The sequence below is a fragment of the Arthrobacter sp. D5-1 genome (assembly GCF_017357425.1).
GTDB lineage: Bacteria > Actinomycetota > Actinomycetes > Actinomycetales > Micrococcaceae > Arthrobacter.
In genome coordinates this window covers 3,597,268-3,611,752 of the sequence record NZ_CP014571.1, presented here as the reverse complement: position 1 = coordinate 3,611,752, position 14,485 = coordinate 3,597,268, and the positions used below count along the sequence as shown (strand labels likewise).

Sequence of the window (14,485 nt, the reverse complement as noted above, 5' to 3'; positions counted from 1 at the left end):
GTCTAGGGTGCCACAGTTCTCTGGAAGGCCGGTGTGAGTTCGGCCTTAGCGTGGCGCGGCAAAGTGAGATCCCTGCAACATTCCTGTGACGGTTGACACGTGTTAGGTGACAGGTTTAGGCTTCCTAACACGTGTTAGGGAAGGAAATCTACATGTCGGGAACCAATGGGGCTTTGCGTCAATTCACACGCAGAAGTGCCCTCACAGCCCTCGGCGCCGGGATTGTTGGAGTAACCGCGGCGTCGTGGCCGCGCTTGACCGGGACGGACATCCCCGGCCGGGGAGACAACAGCCTCAGCATCGCCATCATGGGCACCGCGGCCGACGCCGCAGCCCGTCAAAAGGTCATCGATGCCTTTGCGAAAGTCCACCCTGATATCAAGGTCAAGGTCCAGGCGATCCAAGCTGTCGACTGGAAGGACTTCTTTACCAAGATCCTCACCATGGTGGCAGCAGGCACCCCGCCGGACGTGGTGTACGTGGCCACGGAAGGCGCGCAGCTCTTTGCAGAAAAGCTGGCCCATCCGCTGGATGACTACCTTCGCCGGGACGCGGACCACATGAAGGAGTACTTCGAGGACGTCCACCCCAGCCTGGTGGAAGCATTCATGTACAAAGGCAGCCTGTTCCAGCTCCCCATCGACTGGAATGCCGCCAACATGTACTACAACACCACTGCGCTCACTAAAGCGGGACTGGAACGGCCCTCCGACAACTGGACGCACACCGACTTCCGCAGCACCCTCGCAGCCATGAAGAAGGCAAATCCCAAGGACTTCACGCCGTACTACTGGACCAACCGCCTCTTCGGCGGTGTGGTGCCATGGCTCTACGCCAACGACACCAGCTTCCTCAAGGAGACCAAGTCCCCGGGCGGCGAGTGGCTGTGGGACGGCTTCTACGCCAACGATCCCTCGCGGAGCCTCCGCTCCGGCGGCTACCAGTGGCTGGAACCCAACGCCGACGATCCCCGGGTCTTCGAATCCTTCGACTACCTCCGCGGACTGGTCAAGGACGGGCTGGGTGTCCGGCCGGAGGAAGGCGGCGGCAGCGCTCTGATCGGCCTCTTCGCCTCCAACAGGATAGGTACGACGCCGGCGGGCGGCTACTGGGTCCAAGGCCTCCACGAGGCGGGGATGACCGAAAACGACTTCGACGTTCAGTTCTTCCCCAAATGGCGCACCCAACGGCACCAGTTCGGCACAGCCGGGTACGCGATCATGAAGACCGCCAAGGACAAGGATGCCGCCTGGGAATGGGTGAAGTTCAGCTCCAGCCGCGAAGCCATGCAGATCGTCTTCCCCACACCGAACACCACACCCGCCCGGCGCTCCATGGTCAACGAACAGCTTTACGCAGGAACAGGTCCACGGAACTGGAAGGTCTTCTACGACACCCTGGACAAGTTCCCCACCACAGGGCCCATTCCAGCGCCACCCCAGCAGGCCGCCGTCGAAACCGCCCTCATGAAAAACGTCAGCCTGGCTGTCAGTGGGGACGAGCGCCAACTCAAAGACGCCCTGAGCTCCATGCAGCGTGACCTCGAAATTGCCCTGAGGAGGCAGCCATGAGCACCGCCACCAGTACTCCTACAGGCACGGGGAGTGAGCCGGGTCGTCGCCAGGCCGCCCATAAGAACGGACAAATCTCCAAGCGCGGCCGCGTCCAACAACGCTGGCTGCCGTGGGCCTTCCTGGCCCCAACCATCGTGGGCATGGGCATCTTTACCCTCCTGCCGATCGTCGCTTCCATTGCGCTCGCCTTCTTCCGCTGGGACATCATCTCAGCGCCGACGTTCGTGGGTTTCGATAACTTCGCCGAGGTAGTCCAGGACCCCACCGTCCGGGTCTCGTTCCTGAACACCATCGTGTTCGTTGTGGTGGCAGTGGCCCTCCAACTCGGACTGGCGCTGGGCCTGGCGATCATGGTGCAGGAGAAGCTCCCGGCCTGGCTCAGGGTGTTCTTCCGCTCCGCCTTCTTTTTCCCGCTGATCCTGTCCGCGGCCTCGGTATCGATCTTCATGCGCTACCTCTTCAACGAGCAATTCGGCGTGGTGAACTGGTTGCTGTCCATCGTGGGCATCCCAGCGGTCCCGTGGCTGACGACGCCGACCGGGTCTGCCGCCGTCGTAATTCTTGTGTACGTGTGGCAAAACTTCGGGTTCTCATTCCTCCTGTTCATCGGTGGCCTGGCCTCCATTCCGGTGGAGACGTACGAGGCCGCGTCGATTGACGGTGCGACGGGTTGGCGCAAGCACTGGTTCGTCACCCTGCCGCTGCTCAGTCCCACCACCCTGGTGGCTTCGGTCATGGCGATCATCAACGCGCTGCAGGTGTTCGACCAGCCTTATGTCCTCACCCGCGGCGGGCCCGGCGACTCGACGCGTACAGCCGTGATGGTGATCTTCGAGTCCGCATTCCAGCGCCTTGAGTTCGGCGAGGCATCGGCGATCGGCGTGATCCTGACGCTCATCATCATGGCCATCACCGCCGCGCAATTCCGGCTCAGCAAACGATTCGTCTTCTACCAGTAAGGCCCGCCATGACTACCATTCAAGAACGTGTCACCACCACGGCGCCTGTAGTGAAGCGGAAGAAGCGCGACTGGTCAGTGGCCATCCGCGTCGTTGTCTTGCTGATCGCGTCCGTCTTTGTCCTGGGGCCGGTGCTGTGGACGCTGTCCACCTCGCTGCGACCGCCGTCGGAATCCTTCCAGCTGCCGCCCACCTTCCTGCCCCTGAATCCGGACCTGACCTCCTACGAACAAGTGTTCAAGCAGCTCAACATTGTGGCGCTGGTAGTGAACAGCGCCCTGGTGACCGGTTTGATCGCGGTGGGGCAGATGATCACCGCCGCACTGGCAGGGTACGCGTTTGCGCACCTGAAGTTCCGGGGGCGGGGTGCCCTGTTCTCGATCGTGCTGGCCACCATGATGGTTCCGGCGCAGGTGACGATCGTGCCCGTTTTCATGCTGATCCGTGGCGTGGGCCTCTCGGACACGCTGCTCGCGCTGATCATTCCGGCCATTCCGACGGCGTTCGGTACCTTCCTGATGCGCCAGTACTTCATGGGGCTGCCGGGTGAGCTCGCTGAAGCGGCTGCGATCGACGGCGCCTCGCCGTGGCGGACCTTCCGCTCCGTGTATGCGCCGCTGGCCATGCCGGGCCTGGCGATCGTGGGCATTCTGGCGTTCAACTTCCACTGGAACGAGTTCTTCAGGCCCCTCATCATGACCATCTCCGAGCAGAACTTCACCCTCCCGCTGGGCTTGGTCTCCCTTCAAGGCAACCTCGGCACCGGAAGCATCTCCGTGGTCCTGGCCGGCGTTGTCCTCTCCATGATTCCCGCGCTGGTGGTGTTCATGTTCGGCCAGCGCGCGCTGCAGGACGGACTCACCGCGGGCACGGGCAAATAATTCACACCCTCTTTTGAAAGGGGTTCCGTTGACGGACCTTGCACTCTCTTCCTCTCTTTCCATGGCGGCGACACACCCGGATCCCGCCTTCCCGCGCTTCCACCCTCGTCCGGCGCAGGGTTGGATCAACGATCCCAACGGCATCAGCTTCATCAACGGCCGGTACCACGTGTTCTTCCAGTACAACCCCTCGTCCGCGCGGCATTCGCAGATCAACTGGGGGCACGTGAGCTCTGGTGATTTGGTGCGTTGGGAAGAGCACCCTGTGGCGCTTTCTCCCCAGGCGGGCGGGCCCGACTCCGCCGGTTGCTGGACGGGCGTTGTGACCTCGGACGATGGCGTGCCCACCGCCGCCTACTCCGGGATCAAGGACCACGGCGGGCACTCGCAAGTGGTGATCGCCCGCGGTTCCGCTGATCTGGTGACGTGGGAGCAAGACGGGCACGTGGCTGCGTCCATGCCTGAGGATCCGTTGGTGACCGCCGTCCGCGACCCCTTCATCTTCCGCTTCAACGGTGCCCGTTACGCCATGCAGGGTGCAGGGCTCTCCGACGGGCGCGCCGCTTTGCTGCTGTACACAGTGGACTCCCTTGACGTCTGGGAGTACCAAGGCATCTGGCTGACCTCTGCTGATCCTGTGGCCGCTGTGCATACGCCGGCTGAAATTTGGGAGTGCCCGCAACTGGTGGAGGTGCCTCTCTCTTCCGGTGGCTCCACGTGGGTCATGATGTTCTCCCTATGGCTCTCCGGCGACGACCACGAGCACGCCAACGGGGTGGGATACCTGACCGGCTCCCTGTCCGCGGATCCTGTCACGGGGTTGCCCGTGTTTGCTCCTGCCTCGGGTGGCAAGGCGGATCTTGGCCGCGACTTCTACGCACCGCAGATTGTGCAGTTGGCCTATTCTGCCGGGTCTGCTGCTGCTGCTGCTGTTCCTGCTCCTGCGGCGCTGTTGTGGGGGTGGGCCAACGAGGGTCCCGGACGCGATGGCCGCCGTGGCCGCACCCAGGAAGAAATCGACGACGCCGGGTGGGCGGGTGTCCTGACGCACCCCCGCGTTTTGTCCGTGGTTGACGGGGCCCTGACTGTTACTCCTGCGCCTGAGATTGAGGCGTACCGGGGTGCTGCTGTGGCTGAAAGTGCTGCCGGCTCCGTTGCTGTGCCTGCGTTTGCCGAGGTACTGGTTCGGGGCGGTTCTTCCGGTTCCGTGGAGCTGGTGCTTGGTGCGGGTGCCGATGCCCAAGTGGTCTACGCGGGTTCCCTTGCTGCGGGGGAGGAGCTCCGGATCTTCGTCGACGCTTCCCTCGTGGAGGTATACCGTGCCGGTTCCGTCGCCACCACCCTTCGGGCCTACCCGGCCCCGGGGGAGGAATGGCAGCTCACCTTGCCCAACGGTGCGACTGCCGACGTGTGGGAGTTGAGCCTCCCCGCATAAGGCGGCAGGCCGGCGTCGTGCGCTGGTTGTGGGGCCTGTTCTGCACGTTATGGGTGTGTCGAGGGGTGCGGAGTGGGCCTCGCAACGTGAGGAATCAGCGGGTGGGTGCGGGGCCGGTCGATTCCCGGATGACGAGGCGGCAGGGGACCATCGTTTCCACGGTGGTCCCCTTTCCTATGGTGTTGGTTCCCTCGATGGCGTCCAGCAGCGTGGTCATGGCGGCGCGGCCGATCTCCCGCAGCGGCAACGCCATGGTGGTGAGTGACGGGACCATGGTGTCCGCGATCCGGGTTTCGTCGTCGTAGCCCATCACGGACAGGTCATCAGGGACGCTGAGCCCAAGCCGTGCAGCCGCAAGCATCACCCCGACGGCCAGCCGGTCGTTCGCGCACATAATGGCCGTCGGACGTTCAGCCGGGGACACGCCGTCGAGCAGTTTCATTGCGCCGTGGTAGCCGGCATCAATATCCCATCCGGCCATGAAGATCCGGTCGCTCCGTAGAGGAACGTTGGCCGCCGCGTGCGCATCCCGGTACCCCTGAACGCGGAGTGGCGCGGCCGGTGAGTCCTCATATCCTGCCAGCAGTGCGATGTCCCGGTGACCCAGCTGCAGCAGGTGCTCGGCAGCTTCGCGGCCGCCGGTGACCTCATCGGGGATAACGTGGTGCAGCTGCGGCTGGGGGAGGGCGTCGTAGCAGTTGGCCAGCACGGACGGTACGCGGAGCATGCCCTGCGGCACGTCGATCGGTTTCAAGCCCACAGTGACGTACATGAGCCCATCCACTTGCCGGTCCAGGAGGGTCTCGATGGCGCCGGCATCCCGGGCGCTGTCCCGCTCGGTGTCCATGACAACTGTGACAAAGCCGCGGCTGCGGGCGATGTCATCCGCGCCACCGATGATGTTGCCGTCGAACGGGCTGACCACCACTTCATCGGACAGGATGCCAATTACCCGTGAACGCTGATTTCGCAGGCTGAGTGCGATCGCGTTGGGGGAGTAGTTCAGCTCCAGCGCCGCCGCCCGGATCCGGTCCTGGCTCTCCTTGGCCACATTCCCATCGCCCCGGCCGTTCAGAACCAGCGAGACCGCGCTTCTGGACACGCCCGCACGTTTGGCGACATCCAGGGCAGTGGCCTTGCGATTCATGGCGGAGAGTCCTTCCGGTCGTTGACAGCAGTCTACCTAACGCGTGTGAGGTTTCCCTTTGGCGCTACGTGGTGAGGGACGAACCGAAGGACGACATCATGGTCTGCATCATGTTGGACGTCCAAATGCCGGCCACCACCATGCTGATCACAAAGACGGCGATGGTGATCCACACCGGCAACAGCCCGCGCTTGGGCGCCACTTTATTGACGATGACGGAACGGCCAATGACATAGACCGCCGAGTTCAGGAACGTCCAGGCCCAGTGGAAGGGACGTACGACGCCGGACCTCGCCAACCGCTGATAGTCCAGGTACGCGAAGAACACCGAAAGGCCATAGATCACCAGGCTCGATGCCATCAGCAGGAAGTACCCCGGCGTATAGATCGAGAAGGGGTCAAGGGTGGTGACGCCTTGACGCGTGGTGATGACGCGGAACTCCGGCTGCCAGGTGAGCATGAACAATACCGAGACCAAGGGCAGCAACGTGATGGCCCAAATGAAAGGGTTGTAGACCGGTGTTTGCTCGCTGATCGGGGTACGCGGAGCCTTGAAAGCCGGTGCGTACTGCACCTGCTGCGGAGCCTGCCGGGGAGCCTGGTGGGCTGTCCAGGCGCGGCCGTCCCACCAGCGGACCAACCGGGGGTCCGAAGGGTCCGGGTACCAGCCGGGAGGCGTCGTGGAACCGGGTGTTGATTGAGTCATATCTCCCCCACATTGAGTCGTATTCCGAGAATATCGCGATTGCCGTCTCTCGGTTGCCACACACCTCTCCCCAGCGCCTGTGAGGTGGTGTAAGAGTGGTTTATGAGCTTCTTCGACGACCTTCCGGAGCCTCCCGAACAGGCGCGTCAACCACAACCGCTCAGGCCGGGGTGGGCCGGGCCGCCGTCGGACGAACTGCCAGGAGTGGTTCCCGGTGGTTTTCTCCACACCAGTCCGCGGATGGTGGTGGCCCTGAAACTGGTGGAGGTTTACTCCACGGGTTGCCTGCTGGACTTGGTGTGGTCTATTCGACGCATGGATGAATCCGATCAGGAATGGCGGGAGATCGTGGAAGAGTCGTACAACCATCCGCGCTCCAGCCTGGACCCCAGGACGGGGCTGCAATTAGGCGTCTCCTTTGCAGACGGACGCAAGGCTGTCGCTGCCCTCCACGGACCGGCGGCATTCGAAGACACCGACGACGTCACTGGGCCTGTGCTGACCACCTTGGGTGGAGGCGGAGGGAGTAATAACGGCGACTATGTCCAGTTCGCCGGCCGCTACTGGTTGTGGCCGTTGCCGCTGGAAGGGGACACAACGCTGGTAGCCAGGTGGGAGGCCTTGGGACTACCGGAAAGCTCCCTCGAATTGTCCGGCGTCCAGCTGGGGGATGCCTTGGGCAGGGGCCGGAACTACTGGTCCGGTTAGCTTGTCCACATAGCCGGATTCACCGGCGATCGAGCCGGCAGGCCGCCGGTACAGTGGCACTATGCCTGCGCTTCCCCCACTCGAAGAACTTCTCGATTCGGCCCATGTGGTCTCACTCCCCATGCGCGTGAAGTTCCGCGGCATCATGGAGCGCGAGACGCTCGTCTTGCGCGGGCCCATGGGCTGGGGCGAGTTCTGTCCGTTCCCCGAATACGACGACGACGAATCCTCCCGCTGGCTGGCGGCCGCCCTCGAAGCCGGCTGGCTTGGGTTTCCCCCTCAGCTCAGGGACACCATCCCGGTCAACGCGACGGTTCCCGCCGTTTCAGCAGAACGCGTCCCGGACGTGCTGGGGCGCTTCGGGCGGGTGGACGCGGTCAAGATCAAAGTTGCCGAGCGTGGGCAGTCGTTGAATGACGACGTTGCGCGGGTAAACGCAGTACGTGAAGCTTTGCCGGAGGCCGCCCTCCGCGTGGATGCCAATGGGGGATGGGACGTAGAGCAGGCAGTGAAAGCGCTGGGCAGGCTCTCGGCTGTCGGCCTTGAGTACGCCGAGCAGCCAGTACCCACCATTGAGGGTCTGGCCGAGGTCCGCCGCAGGCTCACTGACGCTGGGACGCCGGTCCTCATCGCTGCGGACGAGAGCGTACGCAAGGAAGACGATCCCCTTCGGGTAGCCAGAGCAGGCGCCGCGGACCTCCTTGTGGTCAAGGTCGCTCCACTCGGGGGAGTCCGGCGGGCGCTGGACATCGTGGAGCAAGCCGGGCTGCCCGCCGTCGTCAGTTCCGCGCTGGATACCTCTGTGGGCATCCGCGCCGGACTCGCGCTCGCAGCCGCGTTGCCCTCACTTCCCTACGCATGCGGACTTGGCACCGTTTCGCTGTTTGCCTCCGACGTTTCGCTGGACCCCTTGGTGGCCGACGACGGCGCCATCCACGTCCGCGAGGCTGTCGCAGACCCCGGGCTGCTGGAGGAGTACGCGGCCTCGGGGGAACGCAGGGACTGGTGGCTTGACCGGCTTCGCAGGGTGCATGCAGTCCTGGCGGGAAACCAGCATCCTTTGTTCACCGTTTCTTAACCGGAGAGACCTCTCAGATTCGGTTTCCGCTGAAAGGCTCAGCGGGAACCTCGTACATCTCTGGAAGGTCTTCCCCATGTCTGAAACCACCGGACGCACGTTTCCGCTGCTCCCCATGCTCGGCCACACCAAGGGCAAGCGAAGCGCGGTTACCTGTGCTTTGAAGTGCGACAACGCCTGCTCCGGCGATGTCTGCAACACCAGCGCCAACGGCTACTTCCGCGACATTGCTTCTACAGCCATGTCCCGCCGTGCCGCCCTGGGCCTCGGTGCCGCAGGAGCGCTCGCCATCGTGCTCGGTGGTGCCGTGACCGGTGGGGAGACCGCCGTAGCCGACCCTGGAAACGGACTCTCCGATGCCGCGAAGAAGGGCTTCGACAAGTCCAAGCTCAAGTTCACTGCCATCAAGCCGGTAGACGCAGCGGTGGACGCCTTCACCGTACCCGAGGGCTTCGACTGGAAGCCTGTCATCCGCTGGGGCGACCCCCTCTTTGCCGACTCGCCTGCCTTCGACCTCAACGCCCAGACTGCCGCAGCCCAGGCCCGCCAGTTCGGGTACAACAACGACTACACGGACATCCTGCCTATCCCGGGTTCCAAGGACCGCCGTGCCGTGCTCTTCAGCAACCACGAGTACACCAACGAGAACATCATGCTGCCCGAGGGCTTCGACCCCAAAGAGGCACGTGCCATCGGCCGGGCAGGGCATGGCCTTGCCGTGGTGGAGCTCGAGCGCAAGAACAAGAACAAGCCGTGGAACTACGTCCAGGGAGCACCCCTGAACCGTCGCTTCCTCACGGACACCGTCTACGAACTGACGGGCGCCGCGGCCGGTACCAACCTGGTCAAGACGATCGATGACCCGGCAGGCCGCTGGATCAAGGGCACGCTGGGCAACTGCGCCGGTGGAACCACCCCCTGGGGAACCATCCTCTCCGGCGAAGAAAACTTCAACGGTTACTTCGCTGCCCCGGGGACCAGCGATGGCGACAAGCGCTATGGAATTTCGGCGAAGCCGACCACCCGCCAGTGGGAACTCGACGAGCCGCGCTTCGACACCCGCAACCCGGGCTACGCCAATGAGACCAACCGCTTCGGCTGGATTGTTGAAGTTGACCCGTTCGACCCCACCTCCACTCCCAAGAAGCACTCCGCCATGGGCCGTTTCAAGCACGAAGGCGCCAACGTCATTGTTGCCCCGTCCGGCAAGGTAGTGGCGTACATGGGCGACGACGAGCGCTTCGACTACCTCTACAAGTTCGTCTCCAAGGGCAAGTACCAGGCCGGGGACTCCCGCGAGGCCCGCAAGAACAATATGAACCTGCTCTCCGAAGGTGACCTCTACGTTGCCAAGTTCACGGGCGATTCGCCTGCCGACATCGACGGCACCGGCAAGCTTCCCGCCGATGGCGCTTTCGACGGCACCGGCGAATGGCTGCCCCTGGTAGTCAACGGCACCTCCGCAGTTCCCGGCATGACCGTTCCGGAGGTCCTGGTCTACACCCGCCTGGCCGCCGACAAGGTTGGGCCTACCAAGATGGACCGTTGCGAAGATGTTGAGCCCAACCCGCGTACCGGCAAGGTCTACGTGGCCTGCACCAACAACACGGACCGCGGCAAGCCGGGCAAGGAAGGCGCTACCGAGGTCAACCCGCGCACCCTCAACCGTGACGGCCACGTCGTGGAAATTACCGAGGGCCGCGAGCAGACAGGCACCAAGTTCAATTGGAACCTCCTGCTGGTGGCCGGTGACCCCGCCAAGAACACCTCCACGTACTTCTCAGGCTTCCCGGCGGACAAGGTCTCGCCGATCTCCTGCCCGGACAACGTAGCCTTCGACTCCGTGGGCAACCTCTGGATCTCCACTGACGGCGCCCCCGGCACCATTGGCTACGCCGACGGCCTGTTCAAGGTCACCCTCGAAGGACCTGAGCGCGGCAAGGTTGAGCAGTTCCTTGCCGTTCCCCGCGACGCTGAAACCTGTGGTCCGATCATCCACGACGAAGAGCGCACAGTGTTCGTCGCCGTCCAGCACCCAGGTGAAGATGGCTCGTTCGCGGCGCAGAACTCCTTCTTCCCGGACTACGTCCCGGCCGGAGCTACGCCCGCTGCGGGTGCGGCGCGGGCTCCCCGCCCCTCGGTGGTGCAGGTCTTCCGTAAGTAGGTTCTTGTACTTGCGCATGACGAGTGCTCTCCCGCCCGGGTTGCCGGGTGGGGGAGCACTTTGTATTCCCCGACGCTCTATCACCTCCCGCGTGCTTGGGCCGGACGCTCTGTCACCTCCCGCGTGTTTGAGCCGGACGCTCTGTCACCTCCCGCGTCTTTGAGCCGGACGCTCTGTCACTTCCCGCGTTCTGGCGGCTTGCGCCACAACTGGTAGCGCCCGAGGTGCGGAACAACGGCGACACCCTAGTGAGAGAGGGATGTCCGATGTGGGCCGGGATGTGAGAGAGGGATGTCCGATGTGGGCCGGGATGTGAGAGAACATTGAGGGCTCGCCTGCGCCAATAGACTGGAACGGTGACTTCCCAGGACTCTCTGACATCCATTGGTGCCGCCCGGATCGCCGTTACGGCACTGCTCGACGGCGGTGTGCGGCACGTGGTGGTGGCGCCGGGTTCGCGCTCCGCACCCATGGCCTACGCCCTCGCTGAAGCAGAAACTTCGGGCCGCGTCCGGCTCCACGTCCGCATCGACGAGCGGGATGCTGGATTCACTGCCTTGGGACTGGCCCTCTCCACCCAAGCTCCCGTGGCGGTGGTAACCACGTCCGGCACGGCTGTTGGCAACCTCCTGCCGGCCGTCATGGAAGCCAACCATTCGGCCGTTCCCGTGGTGGTCATTTCCGCGGACCGCCCGGAAGAACTCCATGGAACCGGGGCGAACCAGACCACCACCCAACTGGACCTCTTCGGCGATCACGTGAGATTCGCCGTCGACGTTCCCGCCGGCGACCATCCCCAAAAAGCCGTTGCCACGGCTCTGTACGCAGCAACCGGTGCCCTCGAGGACACCCCGCCCGGCCCCGTCCAAGTGAACCTTGCCTTCCGCGACCCCTTGGTACCAGCCGACGGTGACGCGCTTCCGACGGCTGGGGGACATGGCGTGTTTCATTACGACGCCGGACCCCAGGCACTGGTTCTCCCGGAAGCATCCAGAGAACTCGCTGAGCGACGCACCGTGGTCCTCGCAGGTCACGACGCTGGCCCTGTGGCGGAGGCCTTCGCCCGCGCCCATGGCTTGCCACTGCTCGCCGAGCCGTCGTCCAATGCACGCTTTGGCCCGAATGCAGTGGGACCGTACCGGGTGTTGCTGGAGCACTTCGGGCCCCAATCAGCATCTCCGATCGAACGTGTGGTCTTGTTTGGCCGCGCCACTCTGTCCCGTCCCGTGGCCGCCTTGCTGGCACGCGAATCAGTAGAGACAGCCATCTACCAGCCCGTTCCTGTTGCTTGGTACGAAGCCGGCCGTCGCCGCGAAGTGCCCATCGAAACCCTTCCCGAGCTAGCAGAATTCGCCGGCCGCGGGTCAACCGAATGGTTGGATTCCTGGCTCCTCGCCGGCGCTGCCGCCCAACACGGCTTGGATGGAGTGCTCGCGGGGGAGACCCTTGCCAGCGGCCCATCCGTCGGCGCCACGGTTTGGGAGCATTCCCGCGGGCAGCTGGTGCTCGGGTCCTCCAACGGCATCCGCGACGTCGACCTCGCCGGACAGCCCCACCCCGAACCGGTTGCCAGTGTTTACGCCAACCGCGGCCTCGCCGGCATCGACGGCACCATCGCCACAGCCACAGGCATTGCCTTGGGCAGCGGACGCGAAACCACGGTCCTTCTGGGCGATGTCACCTTCCTCCACGACGCCGGGGGTTTGCTCCTCGGCCACGGTGAACCTGTGCCGGATCTGCGCATCGTTGTGCTCAACGACTCCGGCGGGGCGATCTTCAGCCTCCTTGAGCACGGCGCCGTGGAGGACTCAGGTGCCTACGGCACCGCCGTCGAACGCTTGTTTGGCACCCCGCACTCAGTGGACATCGCGGCACTCGCGGCGGCGTACGGCGTCGGACATCAAGCGGTAAGTACGACGGCGGAACTTGCCTCGGCGCTCAGGGCGCCGCTCAAGGGACGCACCATTGTGGAGGTGAGCGTGGACCGGACGGGCCTGCGGGCGCTCCATGCACGGATCAAGGAGGCCATTTCGGCTGCTGTGGGCCAGGTCCTGACAACCGGCTAAGCCCGGCCCGGGATGGCTAAACCCGTCCGCGCCTTACCCAACGCAAAACGGGCGGGCAACACCCACAAAAGGAGTGCCGCCCGCCCGTCGGCGGAGCAAAGCGAAGGAGCTAGGCTTCCTCCACACCAATGTGCGTAGGATCCAGGACGCGGCGCAGGAATTCCTTGGTGCGGGGCTGGGTGGGGGCGCTGATGACGTTTTCCGCCGGCCCTTCTTCGACCACAACACCGGCATCCATGAAGACCACGCGGTCGGCCACTTCCCGCGCAAAGCCCATCTCGTGGGTCACCACCAGCATGGTCATGCCTTCCTGTGCCAGCTTGCGCATGACGGCCAGGACATCGCCCACGGTTTCGGGGTCGAGGGCAGAGGTGGGCTCATCGAAAAGCATGAGCTGCGGGTCCATGGACAGTGCGCGGGCAATAGCTACGCGCTGCTGCTGGCCACCGGAGAGCTGGTCCGGGAAGCGGTCGGCGAGGTGTCCCAGGCCCACGCGCTCCAGGTTGTGGCGCGCTACGTCCGAGGCCTCGGACTTGGAACGCTTGAGGACCTTGGTCTGCGAGATGGTGCAGTTGTCCAGGACGCTGAGGTGCGGGAACAGGTTGAAGTGCTGGAACACCATTCCAACGCTTTGGCGCATCTTGTTGAGGTCCACGTCGGGGTCGGTGGCCTCGAACTTGCCCACGTTGATGGTGCCGGCGTTGGGCTGCTCGAGCAGGTTAACGCAGCGAAGGAGGGTGGACTTGCCGGAGCCCGAGGGCCCGATCAAGCAAACTACCTGACCAGGTTCAACGGTCAGGGAGATCCCTTTGAGGACCTCGTTGCTGCCGTAGGACTTGCGAAGGTCTTTGATGTCGACGCCCGCAGCGCGAACGCCGGACGTGCTCCCAGTGGAGTTATTCATGACTGTCCTGCCTATCGCTTCGTCCGCGCGGAGCGGCTTTCGAACTTCCGTGCCAGGAGGCTCAAGGGGATGGTGATGACCAGGTAGAAGGCGCCGGCCACGAGCAGCGGCGTCAGGCCGGCTCCGAGGCTGGAGATGCCGTCGCGCCCGAACTTGGTGAGCTCGTACTGGGACGCAGTGAGACCCAGGACGTAGATCAGCGAGGAGTCCTTGGTGAGAAGGATAATCTCATTGGTGAGCGGCGGCAGGACGATCTTGAAAGCCTGCGGGATGACGATCGAAACCATGGCCCGCCACTGCGGCATGCCCAGGGAACGGGCTGCTTCCATTTGACCCTTGGGTACGGCCTGGAGGCCTGCACGGAGGGTTTCAGCGATGTACGCCGCTGCCACCATACCCAGCGAGACCATCACGATGATGTTCACGTCCCATTGGATTCCGAAGGCCAGTGGAACGCCGTAGCCGAAGGCGATGAAGACCAGCAGTGCGGGAACACCCCGGAAGAACTCGATATATCCCGTTGCGAGCCAGCGGTACAGCGGGAAGGACGAGAGCTTCATCAGGGCCAGCAGAAGGCCGCCGGACAAGCCCACCACGAATCCGAGGAACGTGTAAATCAGGGTGTTTTTGAGGCCCACCAGGAAGATGTCCGGGAACATCGGCCCGATTTTGGAGAAGTTGAAGACGCTGGTGCCAATCGTCTTCCAGTCCACAGCGAGGATCACTGCGGCCACGGCCACGACGAAGATTCCGGCCTGGACGTACAAACTGACTTTGGCTCGTTGACGTGCAGTCATTGCCATGGGGTTCTCACATTCATGTTGCGCAGGTGGGGCCCCGAAACAACGTGTCGTTTCGGGGCC

At 63.9% G+C, this 14,485-nt stretch carries 12 protein-coding genes; 8 read left to right on the top strand and 4 right to left on the bottom strand.

The annotated features are described in order from the left end of the window. Positions 1-152 precede the first annotated feature (152 nt). The 4 genes from AYX22_RS16620 to AYX22_RS16605 are packed head-to-tail and all read left to right on the top strand — an operon-like array spanning position 153 to position 4,849. The gene (locus AYX22_RS16620) at positions 153-1,571 is read left to right on the top strand and encodes a sugar ABC transporter substrate-binding protein (RefSeq protein WP_207594371.1); all 1,419 of its coding nucleotides are present in this window, start codon (positions 153-155) and stop codon (positions 1,569-1,571) included. Further along, positions 1,568-2,533 (top strand): sugar ABC transporter permease, encoded by a 966-nt coding sequence (locus tag AYX22_RS16615; RefSeq protein ID WP_207594370.1) that lies wholly within the window; start codon positions 1,568-1,570, stop codon positions 2,531-2,533. The genes AYX22_RS16620 and AYX22_RS16615 overlap by 4 nt, the downstream gene beginning before the upstream one ends. Before the next feature lie 8 nt (positions 2,534-2,541). Next, positions 2,542-3,414: a carbohydrate ABC transporter permease gene (locus AYX22_RS16610; RefSeq protein ID WP_207594369.1), complete on the top strand. Its 873-nt coding sequence runs from the start codon at positions 2,542-2,544 to the stop codon at positions 3,412-3,414. Positions 3,415-3,442: 28 nt separating this feature from the next. Next, positions 3,443-4,849: a glycoside hydrolase family 32 protein gene (locus AYX22_RS16605; RefSeq protein WP_207594368.1), complete on the top strand. Its 1,407-nt coding sequence runs from the start codon at positions 3,443-3,445 to the stop codon at positions 4,847-4,849. Between the two features lie 94 nt (positions 4,850-4,943). Here the strand turns inward: AYX22_RS16605 and AYX22_RS16600 are convergent, their stop codons facing one another. Continuing rightward, positions 4,944-5,996 carry a LacI family DNA-binding transcriptional regulator gene (locus AYX22_RS16600; RefSeq protein ID WP_207594367.1) on the bottom strand — a complete coding sequence of 351 codons (1,053 nt, stop codon included), beginning with the start codon at positions 5,994-5,996 and terminating at the stop codon, positions 4,944-4,946. A 64-nt stretch (positions 5,997-6,060) separates the two neighbouring features. Beyond that, complete coding sequence (locus AYX22_RS16595; RefSeq protein WP_207594366.1) at positions 6,061-6,702, bottom strand: DUF2510 domain-containing protein; 642 nt, start codon at positions 6,700-6,702, stop codon at positions 6,061-6,063. Positions 6,703-6,804: 102 nt separating this feature from the next. On the opposite strand from AYX22_RS16595, the gene AYX22_RS16590 reads away from it, so the two are divergent. The 4 genes from AYX22_RS16590 (at position 6,805) to menD (ending at position 12,718) form a co-directional block, all read left to right on the top strand. Further along, entirely contained in the window at positions 6,805-7,410 is a 606-nt protein-coding gene (locus AYX22_RS16590; protein WP_207594365.1) for a hypothetical protein, read from the top strand. Between the two features lie 61 nt (positions 7,411-7,471). Beyond that, a complete protein-coding gene (locus AYX22_RS16585) occupies positions 7,472-8,488 on the top strand; it encodes an o-succinylbenzoate synthase (protein ID WP_207594364.1) in 1,017 nt (338 codons plus the stop codon). Between the two features lie 76 nt (positions 8,489-8,564). Continuing rightward, the gene (locus AYX22_RS16580; RefSeq protein ID WP_207594363.1) at positions 8,565-10,652 is read left to right on the top strand and encodes a PhoX family phosphatase; all 2,088 of its coding nucleotides are present in this window, start codon (positions 8,565-8,567) and stop codon (positions 10,650-10,652) included. A gap of 356 nt (positions 10,653-11,008) precedes the next feature. Beyond that, a complete protein-coding gene (gene menD / locus AYX22_RS16575; protein ID WP_207594362.1) occupies positions 11,009-12,718 on the top strand; it encodes a 2-succinyl-5-enolpyruvyl-6-hydroxy-3-cyclohexene-1-carboxylic-acid synthase in 1,710 nt (569 codons plus the stop codon). Positions 12,719-12,827: 109 nt separating this feature from the next. Here menD and AYX22_RS16570 read toward each other — a convergent pair whose 3' ends face one another. Next, entirely contained in the window at positions 12,828-13,622 is a 795-nt protein-coding gene (locus tag AYX22_RS16570) for an amino acid ABC transporter ATP-binding protein (protein WP_207594361.1), read from the bottom strand. Between the two features lie 11 nt (positions 13,623-13,633). Further along, complete coding sequence (locus AYX22_RS16565) at positions 13,634-14,425, bottom strand: amino acid ABC transporter permease (RefSeq protein WP_089595937.1); 792 nt, start codon at positions 14,423-14,425, stop codon at positions 13,634-13,636. Positions 14,426-14,485 lie beyond the last annotated feature (60 nt).